The organism is Bradyrhizobium sp. LCT2, from assembly GCF_009931255.1.
Taxonomy (GTDB): Bacteria; Pseudomonadota; Alphaproteobacteria; order Rhizobiales; family Xanthobacteraceae; genus Bradyrhizobium; species Bradyrhizobium diazoefficiens.
Genome location: NZ_CP034432.1, coordinates 2,208,801 through 2,226,585, shown reverse-complemented (window position 1 = coordinate 2,226,585; position 17,785 = coordinate 2,208,801). Strand labels below are relative to the sequence as shown.

The 17,785-nt window shown below is 58.1% G+C and carries 15 protein-coding genes and 2 pseudogenes; 6 read left to right on the top strand and 11 right to left on the bottom strand.

The window, feature by feature from the left end; genetic code table 11:
* Window positions 1–237 precede the first annotated feature (237 nt).
* Complete coding sequence (locus EI171_RS11115; protein ID WP_371740504.1) at window positions 238–339, bottom strand: zincin-like metallopeptidase domain-containing protein; 102 nt, start codon at window positions 337–339, stop codon at window positions 238–240.
* A 1,155-nt stretch (window positions 340–1,494) separates the two neighbouring features.
* Window positions 1,495–1,803: a hypothetical protein gene (locus EI171_RS45505; protein WP_246740496.1), complete on the bottom strand. Its 309-nt coding sequence runs from the start codon at window positions 1,801–1,803 to the stop codon at window positions 1,495–1,497.
* 1,198 nt (window positions 1,804–3,001) lie between these two features.
* Here EI171_RS45505 and EI171_RS11105 point away from each other — a divergent pair.
* Window positions 3,002–4,066, top strand: a complete 1,065-nt coding sequence (locus EI171_RS11105; RefSeq protein ID WP_161533353.1) for an IS630 family transposase — start codon at window positions 3,002–3,004, stop codon at window positions 4,064–4,066.
* Here the strand turns inward: EI171_RS11105 and EI171_RS11100 are convergent.
* From EI171_RS11100 to EI171_RS11090, 3 genes are all read right to left on the bottom strand, one after another.
* Complete coding sequence (locus EI171_RS11100) at window positions 4,053–4,349, bottom strand: hypothetical protein (protein WP_246740495.1); 297 nt, start codon at window positions 4,347–4,349, stop codon at window positions 4,053–4,055. The two genes, EI171_RS11105 and EI171_RS11100, sit on opposite strands and share 14 nt — an antisense overlap.
* 462 nt (window positions 4,350–4,811) lie before the next feature.
* Entirely contained in the window at window positions 4,812–5,129 is a 318-nt protein-coding gene (locus EI171_RS11095; protein ID WP_246740494.1) for a hypothetical protein, read from the bottom strand.
* A 35-nt stretch (window positions 5,130–5,164) separates the two neighbouring features.
* Window positions 5,165–6,073 (bottom strand): IS481 family transposase, encoded by a 909-nt coding sequence (locus tag EI171_RS11090; RefSeq protein WP_246740623.1) that lies wholly within the window; start codon window positions 6,071–6,073, stop codon window positions 5,165–5,167.
* 764 nt (window positions 6,074–6,837) lie between these two features.
* Between EI171_RS11090 and EI171_RS46695 the strand changes: the two are divergent.
* The 4 genes and pseudogenes from EI171_RS46695 to EI171_RS11080 all read left to right on the top strand — a co-directional run.
* Window positions 6,838–7,125 (top strand): annotated as a pseudogene (locus tag EI171_RS46695) (hypothetical protein); the annotation flags it as partial.
* 534 nt (window positions 7,126–7,659) lie between these two features.
* Window positions 7,660–7,827 carry a hypothetical protein gene (locus EI171_RS11085; protein WP_161533352.1) on the top strand — a complete coding sequence of 56 codons (168 nt, stop codon included), beginning with the start codon at window positions 7,660–7,662 and terminating at the stop codon, window positions 7,825–7,827.
* Complete coding sequence (locus tag EI171_RS44665) at window positions 7,827–8,075, top strand: hypothetical protein (protein ID WP_202633128.1); 249 nt, start codon at window positions 7,827–7,829, stop codon at window positions 8,073–8,075. The genes EI171_RS11085 and EI171_RS44665 overlap by 1 nt, the downstream gene beginning before the upstream one ends.
* Before the next feature lie 445 nt (window positions 8,076–8,520).
* Window positions 8,521–9,477 (top strand): hypothetical protein, encoded by a 957-nt coding sequence (locus EI171_RS11080; RefSeq protein ID WP_161533351.1) that lies wholly within the window; start codon window positions 8,521–8,523, stop codon window positions 9,475–9,477.
* 522 nt (window positions 9,478–9,999) lie between these two features.
* Here the strand turns inward: EI171_RS11080 and EI171_RS11075 are convergent.
* The 6 genes and pseudogenes from EI171_RS11075 to EI171_RS11050 all read right to left on the bottom strand — a co-directional run.
* A pseudogene (locus EI171_RS11075) lies at window positions 10,000–10,107 on the bottom strand (P-type conjugative transfer ATPase TrbB); the annotation flags it as partial.
* A gap of 276 nt (window positions 10,108–10,383) precedes the next feature.
* Window positions 10,384–11,535, bottom strand: a complete 1,152-nt coding sequence (locus EI171_RS11070; protein WP_161533350.1) for a glycoside hydrolase family 88 protein — start codon at window positions 11,533–11,535, stop codon at window positions 10,384–10,386.
* Window positions 11,536–11,599: 64 nt separating this feature from the next.
* Window positions 11,600–12,946 carry an MFS transporter gene (locus EI171_RS11065; protein WP_161533349.1) on the bottom strand — a complete coding sequence of 449 codons (1,347 nt, stop codon included), beginning with the start codon at window positions 12,944–12,946 and terminating at the stop codon, window positions 11,600–11,602.
* A gap of 119 nt (window positions 12,947–13,065) precedes the next feature.
* The gene (locus EI171_RS11060) at window positions 13,066–13,851 is read right to left on the bottom strand and encodes an enoyl-CoA hydratase-related protein (protein WP_161533348.1); all 786 of its coding nucleotides are present in this window, start codon (window positions 13,849–13,851) and stop codon (window positions 13,066–13,068) included.
* Between the two features lie 51 nt (window positions 13,852–13,902).
* Entirely contained in the window at window positions 13,903–14,667 is a 765-nt protein-coding gene (locus tag EI171_RS11055; protein ID WP_161533347.1) for an enoyl-CoA hydratase/isomerase family protein, read from the bottom strand.
* 12 nt (window positions 14,668–14,679) lie between these two features.
* Entirely contained in the window at window positions 14,680–16,278 is a 1,599-nt protein-coding gene (locus EI171_RS11050) for an acyl CoA:acetate/3-ketoacid CoA transferase (RefSeq protein WP_161533346.1), read from the bottom strand.
* Window positions 16,279–16,591: 313 nt separating this feature from the next.
* On the opposite strand from EI171_RS11050, the gene EI171_RS11045 reads away from it, so the two are divergent.
* Complete coding sequence (locus tag EI171_RS11045; RefSeq protein WP_161533345.1) at window positions 16,592–17,644, top strand: LacI family DNA-binding transcriptional regulator; 1,053 nt, start codon at window positions 16,592–16,594, stop codon at window positions 17,642–17,644.
* Window positions 17,645–17,785: the final 141 nt, after the last annotated feature.

The window sequence follows — 17,785 nt, the reverse complement described above, 5'->3', positions numbered from 1 at the left end:
CGAGCGTCGCGCAGCATCTACGGACTTCGTGGTATGCAAGGCGTGAGCAGGGTCGTTGAGCTCGCACGGTCGGTACGGTCGCCGCGATTGAGACCGGACCTCGCGCTTCAAACCCATGCATCCTCAATCAAAATGCTTGCAGCCGCAGCGAATTATCTATCTGAACCCGTGCGAAAAATCCGCTCCGCTGTAAGTAGGATGACGCCCAATCGCACGTCCGTTCTTCAGCACCTTTATTCAAGAGGCGATATAGGAGGCGTGATCCTCCCTCACCTCCGGTGTTAGGCCGAGATCGGCGGACAGGAAGGCCGCGCCAAGCTCCGCTACCAACTCTTCCATGGCATAGCCTTCAACGCCGAAGCGCCAGCGGCCGAACTCGCGGTTCCAGGCGGCTCTCGTGGCGGCATATAGTGTCCAACGCCACTCATTGCGCGGGCTGCGGCAGAAATGGAAGTACGTGGCCCTCACCTTTTCAGGTGGTGTACCGACCTTCGCCAGAGTACCTGCGAAGCTTGTCGAGATAGCTAGCGGGATTGGTCGGGGCAAGATGTAAAACAGTGCGGGCGCGGCTCGGTGCTAACCGACCCGGGGGCTGAAACCAGGCCAACTAGTCCCTACCACATCCGCACTGCCGTTGAGACTAGCGGAAGAGTGACTCGGCGCTGATCGGTCTGGAGCGATAACGCTGTCCCTGTCACATCCCGTTAATCCCAAGGGCTCTGTATCTGTGATAGCTTACCGTAAGCTGACAGGCCTTTGCGCAGTCGGTCAATAATGTGTGGGCTATCAACACTCGCTCAATCCGCCACGAAAACTCCTGCAACCACTCAGACATGCTCTCTGTGCTGTCAGTCGTCACGACTTCAGGATCACCCGGACGGCTCAGGCGCTGATCAGTGAGACATTGTCGGTTGCGGGACCATACCATCGTAGATACTTCGCCCCGCTAGAGGGCAGGTCTCCTGTGGCGTCGAATTGCGAATTCGGTGCTGTGCGCCCCGCCCATCCCTCTGCCGTGCATATTGTACTGCCATGTTCGTCGCACTGCGCGTATCGGTCGATTGTCGGGGTGCATTTGTGGCATTCCAGTAAGCCTTCAACCGGGGAATCCTGCGGATTATAGCGCGACAATCTGGCTGGCAAGCGCATTTCCTCGCCCTAATTGTTACCGGATGCTGAGCCGTTGCCTCACGTAAATTGCTCCCTTGGATCGGGAACGAGCGGGGGCGAAGATGGGGTGGGGAACATCATCCGCCGATCAATTTCAGCTTGTGATGTTAAGCGCGAGCGCAAGTTCGCTCTTCGCGGCCTGCTGGTCGCGTTTGCGGGCACCTTAGTACCGCCCCCCGCTCAGGTCGCCGGGACTCGATGTGATTGCGGCGTTGTTGGCTGGGGCAGACTTGAGGCGATTGGCGTTGGGCCACGCTTTTGTGCAAACGAGTAACCTGCGGCAGATTGCTGGCCGAGCCCGGTATGCGCTCGACGCCACGATTCCTAAATTCCGCAGCGGGATCTCTCCTGGGCAACCGTGACCGCGGCGAGCCCCAACATCACGTCGCCGGTGAATCCGAAATGGAGACGATAGAGCCACCAGATTGCGCAGCACCGGTCGAGATCGTACATGGCGAGCGCGCGCCTTGTTGCTGCGACCATCCGCGACATCGGCTTCATTCCGCGTGTCATCTGGAAACCTCGACGTCTCGGGGCCAGCGCCCTCCATTTGATGACTTTTAGGGCGATGATGGCTCGCTGTCCGGCACGTGCACCTGCAATGGATCGGGAGCTGAGATTGATGTTCGACATGCCGTTCTTTTCCGCGTTTCGAAGCTGTTTGCGCACACCTATATGCATGCGGTCTTTGCCATAATCCTACGGCGAAGGTACTGCTTGCAAAACGCCCAGATCTGGTAGTGCCAATTGATAGGATTTTCATCCGATCAATAGGCTCACGCGATCGCACTGCTATGCAAAGCCATTTGCGACCGTCGTGGCGGCTACGCGACCTTTGCTGCCAGCTCCTTGAGAATACCTCGTGCGTCCGCCAAGACTATCTAGGCTCGCATCGGCAGGTCCTACGCCGTTTCCGAGTAACCCCTCCAGGTCACCGGTTTCGCTACCCAAATTTGCGCGGACCCAGCCGACATCGAGCGCTGGCCTGCGGCCGAGCCCCGTCTGACCGCGCATGCAATTCTCGGTCGCCTCGCTAAGCAACGCCCCGAACAGTTCGGCCCGCACCACACCATCGTGCAGAGCTACTCAGAGGCAAAGCAGCCGAGACGATCATCCCACACGGCTAAAGCTGCGGCGCTGGCCGCGTGTCATGGGCATTCCGCGACGTCTCCAGTTCCTTCCGATCCTGCGCGCTATGGTGCAATCTCGGACTGGCCGATCGACGGAGCTACATCGATCAAGCGAAAGTAACATCCTCAGATGAGGCAATACGGGGGCAATATGGCATGCCGGATGACAGGCCGGCGCCACGCAGACGAAATGGCCAGGATGATCGTGCTTCTCGTGGGCTGCCAGTGGGTCCGAGGATGCGTACCCACTGCGGCGCGAACAATCCACTGTTAGGTGGCGAATGTCTCTCCAGGTAAGGCCACCCGAAGTGATCGCAGGCCTCCAGCCCGGCGCGATCGGTTCACAGCCGGGTTGGCTCCCGTGTAAGCCTAACGAACCCTCCTTCGGCTAATTCGGCTTTGTAGGCCCGTCCGTTAAGTAGGATTGTGGTGGAGTTATCTGCGGTCGGCATGAAACCTTCTTCGCGCAGCTTGTCCATTAAAGCAAATGTAGCCCATTGCTGTGCTAGCGGCGTTCCGAAGCGCCGGTTCTCCGAGAAGAACGCTCCGAAGTCCGGTACCCCCGCCCGGCCGGCCCCAACCACTTGGTCCTCCGCAGGGTTATGAACAAGACGAACGCGATTGAACGGATCCAAACCGGCCGTGTAGCGGTGACCTAGTACCCACTTTTCTTGGAGCGTGAGTCGTGATTCAAGGTCGGGATGATACCCGAAGCAAGAGAAGTCCACCTTTCGAGGAAAGATCGCAAGGTGCTTGAGGCATGTTGTCGCTCGCCGATGACATTGCAGCGCGATTTGAAGCGAGCGCGGATAGTTCTGTTGGCGGCGGCCGGGCGCAGCACGCGGTCGATCGCCAAGGAAGTAGGGGTGCAGCCGCGGATTGTCAGCCTTTGGCGGCATCGCTATGCCGATCATGGCCTTGAAGGGCTGCAAGACAAGCCGCGGCCGGGCAAGCAGCCGATCTATACGAAGGCCACCGACAAGCGGATACTGAGGCTGCTGGACAAACCGGCACCGGAAGGGTTTGCACGCTGGACCGGGCCCCTGCTGGCCGGGGCGCTGGGCGATGTTGACGTCCAATATGTCTGGCGGTTCCTGCGCAGCCACAGGATTGACCTCGCTGCTCGCAAGTCCTGGTGCGAGAGCAACGATCCGAACTTTACGGCCAAAGCCGCCGATGTTGTCGGCCTCTACGTCGCCCCGCCCGCCAAGGCCATTGTGCTATGCGTGGACGAGAAGCCCTCGATCCAGGCTTTGGAGCGAGCGCAGGGCTATCTGAAGCTGCCCAATGGCCGCGCCTTGACCGGCCAGAGCCACGACTACAAGCGGCATGGCACGACAACGCTGTTTGCGGCACTCGAGGTTGCCACCGGAAAGATCATCGCGACGCATTCAAAACGGCGGCGTCGTGTCGAGTTCCTCGACTTTATGGACAGCGTCACCTCGGCTTTTCCGGACCGCCAGCTTCACGTCATCCTCGACAATCTCAACACCCATAAGAAGAACGAGCACTGGCTCGAGGCCCACCCCAATGTGCAATTTCATTTTACGCCGGCAAGCGCGTCCTGGCTCAATCAGGTCGAGGTTTGGTTCTCGATCTTGCAGGGGCAGTCGCTCAGCGGTGCTTCCTTCACAAGCCTCAAACAGCTCGAGCAGCACATCAATGCCTACATCAACGCGTACAACGACAAAGCTGAGCCCTTCGTCTGGACCAAGAAAAAGGTCCGTCAACGCCGATTCAAAGGCCGCCGTATCACTCAGCTTTGATTCCGGGTACTAGGATTTCATAAGTCATCGTCGGCTGGTCCGAGTCCGGCAAGAGACCGCGGTGGAACAGCCTCTCAACCATCTCGTCAGGGGCGCTTTGCGAACCGTGGGAAAATCTTTGGGGAACGGCAAATGAGACATCTATCGCTTCCTCAGGTGCGGCAGGTGATGATGGTCCAGCTTCATTCATGATCTGACTGAACAAATCATGATCTTCCTGTGTCCAGACGTGCGCCGTTGGCGATTCTGGTGAACGCGCATTGTCAATCGGGTTCGGATCCATAAAGCTCTCCTTTGTGTTATGAGAACAAAGGCCTCTTGAAGATCTCCCGCAGGGAATGAGCTGAAGTTCGTCACGAATTCAGACATGGGCGGCTTCGTCATCGAGAGGCCAAGTTCGAGTGTTAAAGAGGCTGGCTTTCGAGAAGCTGACAAAGGTCGAAAAAGAAGACAAACCGCGGCCGCATCTGCCACGTCTGATCCGATCATCTCCGAGCCAAGTTTCATTCCGCCTGACCTCGCGCGCAGGCCTGCGTCGTGGATTGCGTTCACCTGGCGGTAAAGCTGGTTTGGAGGTCCCGGCGGACCGCGGTCAGACCCAGTCTTGCACCGAACATGTGCATTTCGATCTCTGCCCGCGATCAGTCGTCAGGCTTACGCTTCGAGCTTACGCTCGGGGCCGCTAACCAGAATGGCCGCCATAGCCGCGCCCCTGCACGCGGCGCGCGACCGGGGATCAGGATGCTTACTCGCTGTCGTAAAATTTGCTCTGCAATGTCTTGAGTTGCGTCGGATGTAACGCCTCTTCAATGCAGCCGAAAAACATCTGGCTTCTTGCATTGACACGCTGCCTATCGGTTGGGCCATGCTCCATGTCGGTTTGCAACGCGCGTACGGCGATCCAGTCCTTCGACGGATCCTTGAGCAACTCAAACAGCGTTCGGTTCTGATAGGGATGAAGCCGAAAGTGAGCGAAAGCGACCTTGGCTGAGATCTTCGCATCGCGCAGTGCGTCGGGAAGCGTGAGGAGATCCAGCCCGACCAGTTCTCCGATCTCTTGCATTTGATTCTGCACTTCCTGATATTGCTCGCGTCCCACTAGGTGTTTAGTCCCGGCATTTGCTGGAGCGGATTAAGTTTGAATCGTTCTGGCTGGGAAGTCGAGCATTTGCAGATGTATTCGTAGGGCGTGAGGCCCTTCAGGGTCTTCAGCCGTCGAGCGTAGTTGTAGGCGTTAATGAAGTCGGCAAGGTGTGCTTCGAGCTGATCGTGTCGATCGTAATGGTAGCGTTGGACGGTCGCTTCCTTGATCGTGCGGTTCATGCGCTCGACCTGGCCATTGGTCCAGGGATGCTTGATCTTGGTCAGCCGATGTTCGATGCCATTCTCTTGGCAGCGGATATCGAACATATGTGTCGTATATCTTGCCGTCGGGCCGTCCGCGTAGCGCGGCGGGAAAGTGAACTGGATCCCATTGTCGGTGAGAACCGTGTGGATCTTGTAGGGGACAGCCGCGATCAGGGCTTCGAGGAAGGCCGAGGCGGAGGTCCTTCCCGTCTTCCTGACCAGTTGCACGAAGGCGAACTTGCTGGTGCGATCGATGGCGACGTAGAGGTAGAGCTTGCCTTCAGCGGTCTGCAGCTCGGCGATTTCGATGTGGAAGTAGCCGATCGGGTAAGCCTTGAACTTTTTCTTCGCAGGCTTGCTGCCTTCGACCTCTGGCAATCGGCTGATGCCGTGGCGCTGGAGACAGCGATGCAGGGATGATCGCGTCAGATGCGGGATGGTCGGTTGGAGCGCATAGAGGCAATCGTCGAGCGGCAATAGCGTATGCCGCCGGAAAGCGACGATGATCGCCTCCTCCTCGATGGAAAGCACTGTCGACTTGGCGTCCCTGGGGCCTGTCGCGATATCGGCGACAGTCTCGCGCTCCTTCCACTTCGCGACAGTCTTATAGTTATTTGGACCGGGCAGGCCGGCAAGAACCTGCCAACCCATGTCCTCCATCGCCCATACTGCCTCCGCATCCCAGTTCCAGCAGATTGATCTGGCGAACGTCGGCCGACGGCACATCGCTTCGGTCGTGGCGCGCGAGAGCTCTTTGGCTGACACCATTCGTCCCACTCCTGATACGGCGACGTCCTGACCTCGCCGGGAAACCGCAGCCGAATTATGAGATGAGAGACTCGCCACGATGGCGCGCGCGGGGGATGCATCAGCATCGGGATCGATAGAGCGAGTTTCATCTGAACAGTGAGCCATTTTTATGGTCGCAGCGGGTCCCCCCGCCTCAAGCAACCGGCGTGCCAACGACGTTCTGAAAACGTCCTGAAAAACAATGCGCCGCCTCTCGTCGCGCTAGCTGAATACGGCGTCCTGCCGTAGCGCTAGCAACATCGATGTCTTGAACAAGACACAGCTCAAAACAGGAGTACGGAGGGTCAATGGCGACGGCCGCTAAAAAGTGAAATCTCCCCGAGATCACCCTTGCCGGTCAGAATGCCATGGGATTTTCGAGTAGCTCGTCATCGAATGATAACATCCTACGATCGACGACATCACGCACGATGATGGTAAGCGATATTTTTTGTACACCTATGCAGTTGAGCGCGCGGATGGGATGAGGTGTCCACAATTAACGAGGTGGACACCATCGATGATCGCTGCAGACGAACCTTTGAGGCTTGAGACCGCTCAGCGTGTTGCGGAACGGCCGTCGTCGCTACGATACGGCCAGCAACCAACGGCTGGTCGAAGCCTGAGCGCTACTGGCGGCAATCACTTCCCCATGGTCCAACGGCCAGACTGAAGGTCAGGTGACGCGCCTCAAGCTCGTTCGACGTCAAACGTCAATTCATCAAGGAGCGTCCCTTCTCAACTCGCCCTCCCGTACGGTAGCGCTCCGCCACCGCGGCCAACACCTCGCGCCTAGCGCCCATGCTAATCCCGCTCGGCATCGGCGCCGCCGACCTAATTCGGTGACGCTGCCCCAGTCATCGGGGGAATTCGACGTGCGGCATTCTCCTGAGCAGGGATTCTCCACCCTGGCCATGCTTTGATCTTCGGCAAGGGCAATTACTCATCCTAGATGGGGCTGCGAATTGCGACACGGCCTGCATGATAGCCAATTGCGGCAGGAGCTTCATTGCGATTTCTAGGATGGTGGCGGTGACGTTCGTGGCCGGCTTCGGACAAGCCGATCATGTCATGATGCTGCGACTTAGTGATATCGGTGACCGCTGTCGTGCACACTGTCAATCGATCAAGCCTTTGCACGTCGATAGCTCGCCGTGCCCGCAGCGATCATCGCGGACATTTCGCCGGACGACCTACGCTTTGACGCGCACGCCTTCCCGCAGCACCACTAAACGTCCCCGTCGAGCGACTTTGATCATGCGCTGCGTGCGTGGACTTCCTAGACATGTGGCAGGTCTCGGTCCAGGCAGGCCGAAGCGCTCGAAATACTACCCGACTCGCGAGCTCGAATAGTCGCCAGCGTGATAAGCGTCTCGATCGCGACCGCGGGTAACTGCATCGACCGTTTGTCTGTCCGTCGTGCTTCCGATATGCCCTGCTCCTAAAGGCCAATCGACATGCTCGATGAAACCCGTGAAGCTGATACGTCGTCGCTTGATGAGCGCCGAGGGATTGAAGACTACCTACTGCCGGTCGCCTTCCTGGCCGTGGCTGCGGCCGCAATGATTGCGTGGATCGCCGCAATTGGCTGGGCGAGCTGGCGGCTGATGACCTGGTTTTTTTGATGAAGATGGTGCCCTCTGCCATGGCAGAATTTGATGGTCTTTCCGATCACTTCATTTTGCGCATGTATGAGTTCCTCCGTCACGAGGTGCGCGCCGACACCACGATGGGCACCCGTCTGGTTGGTCCTGCAGCAAAGCAGCGTGCGGACCGACTGCTTCAGGAGATCGACCGCCGAGGTCTCTTCTGCAAACCGATCGATTGGCCAAACCTAGCTGAATCCCCAAAGTTGCCCCGAGAAGGGGACTGAACTTAACCAGACATTGCCGGGGTGAACGGTGCTATCAGCAGTGATGGAGATATTCTTGTTAGTGGCTTTTCATAGTCGCGGGCTGGTCAACGGCGTCCGCGGAGACGAACGCTCCGGATTCTCCGAAGGAGGAATCGTCCGTCCACGATCAAGTTAAAGCGGCCAGGGCCAAAGAGAAGGCGGACGATGTTCGTGGGTCGAAAGACCGATGGTGGGATCGCGACGCCGAAGGGAAGCGGCCTTGGGACAAACCCACGACCGCATCAGAAGGGTTTCCAAAGCCATAGCGCGTTCCGCTGCCTTGAAGGGAGTGAACAGCCCCCTGAGGGAGTGGCCGCGTTGAACGGAGCGGATGCGAGTCTCGGGAACGATTAGACGGACAGCCCGCTGGCTAGTAGCCTAGTTTCGCGATGGACCGTTCCGAAACCCAAGGAATTTTGCAAGAATGACGATCGAGAAAGAGGTTCTGCTGCTTTCCAAAGCGCAAGCAGACAAGCTCCAAGAATTAGTTCCGAATGCCAATCCGAGGCAAGTGAGCGACGATAGATACATCACAGGCATTGAGGCCCTCGATGGTCCAACAACCGATGAAGTGATGCATTTGATGAGCGCCCTACCTAGATGCCTCGTTAGGATCCATGATCCTGTGACAGAGTTCGGGTCATCGGAGATCGAGATCGTGGAGTCTTCCATCACTGTCGAAGAGCGAAAACCGCGAGTCTACCAGCCGACCGGCCAGCCTCACGAACGTCCGCCCTTCCCGGAAAAGGGCGACTGGTCAGAACGGGCATTGTACGAAAGCGTCGGACGAGCCCTAAGCGCATGGGAGTCTTTAGAAACTGCTTACGCTTTGCTGTTCGGAGCCTTCCTGAGCCCCTCCTGGTACTTCATGCCCCCCATGCGGGCTTACGGATCAGTCACTGGCTTCCGCGCGCGAGCCGGCATGGTGAAGGCCGCGGCTGATGCATTCTTTCTCGAGAGCGAGCCGACTGCGGATACTCCCAGACAGCGGGAAGAATTCCGCCGGCTGAACGATCTCGTGGCCAAGTATTCCGAGCGTCGAAACGACATTGCCCATGCGATCGTTGGTCCCTACTCGAGCCCATTGGGCTATTTACGCGGCCTTGCGCTGCTGCCGCCGACCCATGCAACAAAAAAACAAAAATTTCGTGAAGACTTGCCAGCCCACGCGGCGCCTCATCTCAGACCAGCCTATGCCTACACGTCAGCGGAAATAACGTTCTTCGCGAACGAATTTCTCGCGCTATGCAAGCCGGTTTCTTCGCTGGCGCTAGACATCACCACCGTGCTCGCGAGAGACGGCGAGCATTGGTTAGATGGTCCCCCGCCTGCGGAAATAGAAGCCCAGACAAAAGATGAAAATCTCACTGAGTCACACTGAGCTGGCGGCTGGTTGCGCAACCTAGCGACTTATCAGACGTGAATTGCTTGCGACGTGACCGCTGATCTCAATCATCGCAGCCAGCCCCGCTGCCAAAGCTCGATTTGCCGCTGCGCTTAGATACGTGCTGTCCGTCCACTTGGACGTCACACGTCACGTCATAACGGACATCGACCGGCTGGGTACAAAATTCACGAATTACGCACGACGGAAACCCCATTGACCCTGCGGGGTTTTTCTGTGCGGATCACATGCACAAATGTTGGGGCCGGTAACAAGGGCCGCACGTCGAGATGGTGACGACCTCGGCGCCATGGCGGACCGAACCATGACGCCGAGGCCGTTGCTGGCGCGGGTGCGTCCATCGTCGCCAGCAACACTCAGAAAGGGGAAGCCGCTCTCGCGCCGGAGATTAAGCAACACGAGAGCGGCCCAGGGGGACAACATCTGCGGCCGGTCCGGCGATCACTCCAGAGCGGCAACAGCAACGCGACCATAGCAGTATTCGAAAACTGATGCCGAGATGATCGAGGGGTCTTCAAGGAAGGTGGCGATCGCGGGGCCCAGCGCGGTGCGCAGCATGCGTGCGCCACGCGAAAACGCTTCCGAATGGAGTGAAGTGCCCGCCACGATCGTCCCCCGTCGACAGCCAGTCGCGACAAGAGATTGGCCAACGGGGATGGATAGAAAAGGCAGGAACTGGCGCAGTTCAACAAGTATTCAGCTGTCGTAGGGAGCAGGCGTGGATCGGCGAAAAAATACTTGCTGCGTCGAAGCATGCTGATCGACACGCGAGATATGTTTGCCGGCTGGCTTCCCGTGCCTCCACGCTGGTTCAGCAAGCGTAATCCTCGACAACGAGCCGGCGCGAAACGGAACGCCATTACCGCCATTGCAAATACAGGATCAGATCCGCCCCATGCTCACTAGACCAGTGAGGATCGCAATAGCTTCAAATAGGAAGTAACTGCCAAATATCAGTTCTGCGTCGTGCGTGGTGTCGATGTCTCGCGCCAACGCTTTTCGGGTGAAACATCCTCCTGTGAGCATTCCAGGCGGACGCTTGTCGGAAGGAACGACGGGCGTCAAATATGCCGAGACCAGCTCGGCTACGGTCCGTTCCGTGAAGTCTCGGTACTTAGCGCCCCCACTGGGGCTCGATGCGGATGCAAGTCTCAAGGATGCTGCCGCGACGATAGCCGTGGCCGCGGTATCCCGGCTCGTATTTGGAATTGCTGGATCGTCAAAGTCCCAATACGCGACCAGATCCGCAGGGACGTGGTCGATCCACCAGTCCAGCACGCGCACAGCATATTCGCGCCACAGCGGCTCCTTTGGGCGAACCATTGCCGCATGAGCGGTATATAGGATCGCCCATCCCTGCGCACGTCCCCAAGTGCTCACATTGCTGTATCCCTTATGCGTGTGCGTCCTGAGCACCTTACCGGTTTGCGGGTCGAGTGTGGATGATTGGATCACCGAGTTATCGGGTCGAACATGAATCTCCAATACCCTCCGCATGTGTGCATTGGCGATCTCTTCCATGCGCGAGTCTCCCAACTGGTCCGACGCCCAATAGAGCAGTCCCGTCGCTTGCAGAGAGTCGATGCTGCTTTCAGCAGTACCAACAGCGTTGGCTTCCTCGGCATCCTGGCCTAGCGGGATCAAGCCGAGCTTGGGATCGAACATCTGCTCCAGCGACCTGGCTGCACTAAGCGCAGCATCGCGTGCCACGTCATCTGCGAAGAGGATGCTTCCAAGCGCGGCACCGTGGTAGAAGCCAAATCCTTTGAAAGCCGTCCGAAGCTGGGCGCGGGGCAACATTCTGCTCAGGGCGGCACGCGCGTCAGAGATCGGGAAGTGCTGAGGATCGGCCAGATGTGCTAGCCAAAGCTGGCCGGCGAAGGCGCCGCCGGTCCAATCACCATCGGGCGTGAACGTCCATTTTCCATCGGTAGTGCGAGCCCAGTGCGGCAGGCCTGTTTTGGCAGTCTCCCTCGTTTGTGCGATGCGCGCCAGCATGCGTTCGCGTGCGGACAAGTAGTTGCTTTTCGACATGTTTTCTCCTGGGAAAACGTCGGCTCCAGACTGAGCCCTGATTGTAAAGCTAGAAGGGTTGAATTCAGTCGCCTATGTAGACGAGCCCGCGCCTTTTTGCTGCGTGATAGACCCCGACGCTCAGCACCGCGACCACAGATCCATAAACCGGGAACATCCATGCCATATTTGCGTGCTGCAACCAGACCAGCAAATAGGGTGAGGTTCCGCCAAAGAGTGATACTCCAAGCGCATACCCGACAGCGATGCCCGTTGTGCGCACCGCGCGTGGCATCAACGTGGTTGCGATGAAGTTGTAGAGAGCCATGTTGAAGCCGACGACGGCGCCGCCGAACACCATTACAAAGAAGAACGTGGAAATGCTCTTCTCGGAATAGAGCAACGTCAGGAAGAAGCACGCCACGAGCAAGAGACGTAGGAGTGTGAACGCACGCGAAGCTCGAACCTTGTCCGCGAAAGCACCCACAAATGGCGCTGTAACGATCCAGATCACGCCCATCAGTGTCGTGATCCCGTACACCGAGGTGCTGTTCTCCTTGAAGACGCCGTTCGCCAGATTAGGCAAGCCAGCATTCCAAGCGTAGTTCGCGATCTGCACCGCCCCTACGACCAGGATGACTGCGAGCAGCGAAAGCCGCACGCTCCAGAGTGTCTTCCAGACGCCACTGGTGGTCTCCTGAGTACGCGACAATTCATCCCGATGCATGACGTGTTTGATCAAGGTCTCTGGTAGTTTGCTGCGCAGATAGATGATCAGCAGGCCGAGCACTCCACCGACGGCAAAGGGTAGCCGCCAAGCCCAATCGTGCATTATCTCGGGCGTCACCGAGGCGCTCACGAGAAAGGCGACCAAACTGGAGCCGAATACACCGAGCTGGATGAACGTGCCGCTGATCAGGCCAAGGTACCGCCCCTCCTGGCCAGGCGGTGCAAGTTCAATCGCAATGGCATTCGCGACTCCGGCCTCAGCGCCGGTGGCGAGTCCCTGGATAAGCCGGACGACCAACAATATGACGGCCGCTGCGACGCCGAGCTCCCGGTAACTGGGTAACACGGAAATGAGGAGCGAGCACAAGGCCATCGCGGTGACGGAGATCATCATCACCCGCTTATGGCTGATGCGATCGGCGATCGGACCGAGTATCGCAGCTCCTACCGGTCGCGCGAAGAAGCCCGCGCCGTAAACGGCGAGTGCGGCGAGCAGCGATGTTGTTGGATCACTGGACGGAAAGAAAAGCGGCGAGAGAAAAGAAGCCATCATTCCGTAGACGGTCCAGTCGTACCACTCCAGCGCTACACCACCGCCTAAAGCAATGGTCATGCTCTTCGTGGCAACTTGCTTTTGGTGCGGCACTTCCCGAGCCGTGCTTTGCGGATTGGCTGATGGGATCGGTTCAACGATAGTGGTCATTTTGTTTCCTCGGTTTGTTATACTGAAAACGTTTACATTTTCTCGCGCCAGGATCGCCCGGGAGTGTCGTAACATCGCGAACGATTCACCAGGTCAGGAGACGAATTGAGTGTCTTCCCTTAACGTCCGGAGAATATTGGCTGCCGCTTTTCGACGAAGGCAGCCATGCCCTCCTTTTGGTCATCGGTAGTGAAAGCGTACCGGATAGCGCGCCGCTCAAACGCCAAGCCAGCCGACAGTGGGGTTTCATAAGCTGCCTGAATCGACTCCTTCGCCAACTGAGCAGCAATCGGCGCGCGCTTCGAGATGACGCGTGCTATGGCGAGCGCGCGTTCAACCAACCCGGACGCCGGCAGCATTTCGGATGCGAGCCCAGCAGCCACTGCCCTTTCCGCGCTGATTGGCTCTCCCGTCAGCACCATCTGCATGGCGAGGGACTTGCCAATGCTCCGCGTCAACCGCTGGGTAGCGCCATCTCCAGGCATGATGCCGATCGTGATTTCCGGCTGCGCAAGCACGCTGTCTTCCGCGACAAGCAGGATGTCAGCTAGCATCGCGAGCTCTAGGCCACCGCCGAGGCAGACGCCTCGAACCGCTGCAATGAGCGGCTTGGGGAAGGCGGCGATTAAATCCCATGCATGCTGCCGTGCAGGATCGCTCAGCGCACCAAAACCGTGCTGCTGCATCTCCTTGATGTCAGCTCCAGCGGAGAAGCCGCCCTCGTCGCCAGTTAAAATTACGCATCGAACAGCCTCATCGGAGCGAGCCGCACGAAGAGCATCGGCAAGCTGGCCCAAGAGCGCCGCACTCAGTGCATTCCTTTGCTTTGGGCGATTGAGCCGCAGCAGGAGTACGCCTGGGTCAGGTCGCTCGGCGATGATCAGAGGGGGAACGGTTTGATCCATATTATTCCCTGAAATCAAACTCCGTGAAGAGCTTTCTTATGTAAGCGCAGGCTAGGCGCCGGCGGCTTTCTTCGGAAGGAAGCGTTGCATATTCGCCTGCGCCGTCTCATGCAGAATGTCCTGAACAAAGTAGCGGTTTGCCAAGTCATCCATGACTTCTCCCCTCGCGGTTACTGAGGTGGAGAAAAACTGTTTAGTGGTGAGCACGGCATGGGGCGGCATTGCCGCCAGGCCCTTGGCATAGCGGAGCGCCGCCTCGCGAGCAGTCTCAGTCGGAGATGACAGAATGTCAGCCAAGCCCAACCGATGTGCCTCTAAGCCGTCGATCGCAGTCGGGCTCCAGCTCAAGGACCGAGCCGCAAACGGGCCGACGCGCGCGGCCAAAGTGTCCAGCCCGAAGCCCGGCAGCCAGCCTAAAGACACTTCCGGCAAATGCCAGCGCGCTTCCCGAGCCGTTACAACAACGTCGCATGACGCGGCCAACATAAGGCCGCCGCCCAAGGCAAACCCATCCACCGCGCAGACGACAGGTTTTCTGACAAGAGCAAGGGAGCGCACAAATGCACCCAGCCGGCGATTCAGGTCAAAAGTGTTGTTGATATTGCCAGCCGAAAAATCCTTCAGGTCTGCGCCGGCCGAGAAACCCGGACCGTTTCCAGCGATCAGGATGACGTTCACAGTGGTGTCGCCGGCCGCCCTGTCCACCGACTCAAGCAGATCCTTCAGCATGTCTTCGCCGAGAGCGTTGCGTCGCTCTGGCCTATTCATCGCCAAGATCTGGACTTTGTCTTCGCATTCAATCGAGACGAACTTCACGTCAGCCGCTCCTTACGCCCGTCCCGGGTTGTCATGAAACTGCACAGCCAAATTCATTGGCTCATTCGTAAATATCCTCGTGTCCATCAACTTCAGGTCGGGCGAGACGAGTACGTCGAATTCAATGTTCGACAGCACCTGCTTTTCGACGGAGATGCCAGGCGCTACTTCGGTCAGCATGACGCCGTTCGGCGTGAGCTTGAACACGGCACGCTCGGTGATGAAAACGACTTCTTGCTGGCGCTCCGTTGCAAAAGCGCCACTGAAGGTGATTTGGTAGACGTCCTTCACCCACTTCTTGACCGTCCCCTCGGTTGCGATGACGAGAGTCCCGTTGTCCGGTATCGCATTCAATCCCGATGCAGTGAGGGTGCCGGAGAAAACGACTTTTCGAGCGCCCTGGCTGATGTTGATGAAGCCGCCTGGCCCTATGATCTTGTCGCCGAAGCGGCTCACGTTGACGTTGCCGTGTCGATCGACTTCAGCAGAAGACAAGAATGCGACGTCCAACCCGCCACCGTCGTAGAAGTCGAACTGATCCGGCTGCGGCGCAATCATGTCGTAGTTCGTTCCGGCGCCGGCGTCCTGTCCGGGGGCAGGAATGCCGCCGATGACCCCCTGCTCAGCTGTCAATGTGACTGACCGGTATATCCCCTCTTCTGCGGCCACAACGGCAATTCCGTTCGAGATTCCATAGCCGATGTTAACGGTAGCTCCCGGGGTCAACTCGAGGGCCGCGCGGCGCGCGATCACCTTTCTCACATCGAACGGCAGCGACGCGATCTTCCCATCCGGCACGCGCATTTTTCCGGCATATGCTGGGCTATACTCCGTCGCATAGGTCTGTCGCTGATTGGGATCGACGACGAGGTAATCGACCAAAACCCCGGGTATTCTCACTTCTCGTTGGTTTAGCGTATTGGATGCAGCGACTCGCTTGACCTGCACAATGACTATTCCGCCAGATCGGCGAGTGGCAGCCGCAATCGACATGCTTTCGCCGACATATGCCTCGTCTTCGAGCGAGATGTTTCCTTTCTCGTCCGCAATACTGCCTCGCAGAATCGCGACCTGGATCGGGAAGGTCTTGTAGAGCAGGTGCTCGTCCCCCTCGATATCGACAACAGCAACCATATCCTCTTTGCTGCACTCACTCTGCTTGCAGCCGCCGATACGGGGGTCGGCGAAAGTTCTGAGGCCCACTTTCGTGATCACGCCGGGGCGACCTGCCGCGTTTTCGCGAGTGAGCTGCGCTAAGACTCCCTGAGGGAGGGTGTAGGCTTCGATTTCATTGGCCAGCGCACGCCGCCCAAGCGCAGGACAATTGTTTAAGCCGCTGGCGACGACTCGACGCACCAGGCCTGGGGCTGCCAACTTGTTGAATCCTGTCGTGGCCCAATCGCCGATGGCCACAGTCCCCACCAGCATTAAGTTCTTGGGGGACCCCTGCTCGGAATGAAGGTCGCGAAGCGCGTCAATGATTAGCTCAGGGATCGCGACTCCGGCCGAGCCGCCGAAATAGACGCAATCGCCATCGGAGATCAGCGCTACGGCTTGCCGAGCCGTAATGATTGGCACCTCGCCCGTTCGCTTATTCTTTTTCGCTTGCATGCTCGCTCCACTGACCGAATGCCGGTTCGATACTTTTGACCACCACCGACCCGCCTTGCGGCCCGGTGCCAGCACCGTGCGCAGCTTCGGCAGATGCTGTGCGGGCTCCCGTGATGTAAAGGTTTACATTCATCTACCCGTTCACGCAAGAGAAAAGATCTGGAATGGGCAAAAAATGCTCACAAAGCTCATTTTGTGCCGACTTTTTGGCCAGATTGAGCAATTGCGTCGGCACGCGTGATATGATAACGATTTCATACCCCTTGTCTAATGCACGGCCTTCCAGGCTGGCTCGCGGGAAAGAAGCAGGCTCATGGCGTTAGAAAAAACGGCCCGGATTGACCAAGGCAGGCAATCACCCACAGTCGTGGAGATAGCGAAACGGGCCGGATGTTCTATCGCCACAGTTTCGCGTGTGTTGAACCGGCCCGAAACCGTCGCGATCGACTTGAGAGAGCGCATTCTCCGGATCGTTGATGAACTCGGCTACGTTCCCAACGGATCTGCACGCGCGCTGCGATCTTCGCGTTCTCGGCTGATTGGCTTGATAGTTCCGACACTGGACGCCGCGATCTTCACTCGAATGCTTGAAGGTCTGGAGAGTCGGCTAGCACCGGCCGGCGCTTCGCTGGTCTACTCCGCAACGGGTTACGATCTGGACCGAGAAACACGGGTCGTGCGCAACCTCATCGAAAAGGGCGTTGACGGTATTGTCCTCGTGGGTTCTTGCCATAGGAAGGAAACACTCAAACTGCTGCGTGAGCACAGGGTGAGATATGCTGTAACCTACGCCCTCTCTGACGACGTTTCGATCCCCAGTATGGGTTTTGACAACCGCAGCGGCGGGGCTTTGGCCGCAAACTACCTTGCAGACCTGGGCCATAGGCACCTTGCAGTTATCGCCGGGGTAACGCGCGATAACGACCGAGCATCCGGTCGTCTCGAGGGCTTCCTCGCCATGGCTGAGCGTCGCGGAATCAGCCGCTCCAGTATTGTTGTTGTGGAATCGCCCTACGAGTTCAGCCGGGGCCGAGCAGCTGCCAAAATCATTCTGAACCAAAACAAAAATGTCACAGCGATATTCTGCGGGAGCGACGTGCTCGCTGTCGGAGCGATGCGCGCATGCAAGGAGGCCGGATTAAGCGTGCCTCAGGACATATCGATGATCGGGTTCGATAATCTCGACATCGCCGAGTATCTCACTCCGGGTCTGACGACAATTGATGTCCCGGCTCGCCTGATGGGCGAACAGGCCGCCAACTATTTTCTGGCGGATCAAAATTCCCTGGACATACATGCAAGGGTCGAGTTCGAAACGCGCTTGATCGTTCGAGACTCAACTGCAGCCGCGAAGGATCGCCAATAACACCCGGACCGCTCGCATTGTCTTGCCAGGCTCAACTCTCCTCCCCAGCCGCAACGCAAGTGTCAGCCAACCCCGCGGGTCGAACCACGCCGTTAGCGTCGTCCCGCGAGCTAACGATCCAAGTTCGCGGCAAGGTGCTTG

What these genes read in the sequence shown, in the direction of transcription:
- EI171_RS11045 (WP_161533345.1), top strand. Translation starts at nt 16,592, where the DNA reads ATGGCGTTAGAAAAAACGGCCCGGATTGACCAAGGCAGGCAATCACCC.
- EI171_RS11115 (WP_371740504.1), bottom strand. Translation starts at nt 339, where the DNA reads ATGGAAGAGTTGGTAGCGGAGCTTGGCGCGGCCTTCCTGTCCGCCGAT.
- EI171_RS45505 (WP_246740496.1), bottom strand. Translation starts at nt 1,803, where the DNA reads ATGTCGAACATCAATCTCAGCTCCCGATCCATTGCAGGTGCACGTGCC.
- EI171_RS11105 (WP_161533353.1), top strand. Translation starts at nt 3,002, where the DNA reads ATGATACCCGAAGCAAGAGAAGTCCACCTTTCGAGGAAAGATCGCAAG.
- EI171_RS11100 (WP_246740495.1), bottom strand. Translation starts at nt 4,349, where the DNA reads ATGGATCCGAACCCGATTGACAATGCGCGTTCACCAGAATCGCCAACG.
- EI171_RS11065 (WP_161533349.1), bottom strand. Translation starts at nt 12,946, where the DNA reads ATGACCACTATCGTTGAACCGATCCCATCAGCCAATCCGCAAAGCACG.
- EI171_RS11090 (WP_246740623.1), bottom strand. Translation starts at nt 6,073, where the DNA reads ATGGAGGACATGGGTTGGCAGGTTCTTGCCGGCCTGCCCGGTCCAAAT.
- EI171_RS11060 (WP_161533348.1), bottom strand. Translation starts at nt 13,851, where the DNA reads ATGGATCAAACCGTTCCCCCTCTGATCATCGCCGAGCGACCTGACCCA.
- EI171_RS11080 (WP_161533351.1), top strand. Translation starts at nt 8,521, where the DNA reads ATGACGATCGAGAAAGAGGTTCTGCTGCTTTCCAAAGCGCAAGCAGAC.
- EI171_RS11070 (WP_161533350.1), bottom strand. Translation starts at nt 11,535, where the DNA reads ATGTCGAAAAGCAACTACTTGTCCGCACGCGAACGCATGCTGGCGCGC.
- EI171_RS11085 (WP_161533352.1), top strand. Translation starts at nt 7,660, where the DNA reads ATGCTCGATGAAACCCGTGAAGCTGATACGTCGTCGCTTGATGAGCGC.
- EI171_RS11095 (WP_246740494.1), bottom strand. Translation starts at nt 5,129, where the DNA reads ATGCAAGAGATCGGAGAACTGGTCGGGCTGGATCTCCTCACGCTTCCC.
- EI171_RS11050 (WP_161533346.1), bottom strand. Translation starts at nt 16,278, where the DNA reads ATGCAAGCGAAAAAGAATAAGCGAACGGGCGAGGTGCCAATCATTACG.
- EI171_RS44665 (WP_202633128.1), top strand. Translation starts at nt 7,827, where the DNA reads ATGAAGATGGTGCCCTCTGCCATGGCAGAATTTGATGGTCTTTCCGAT.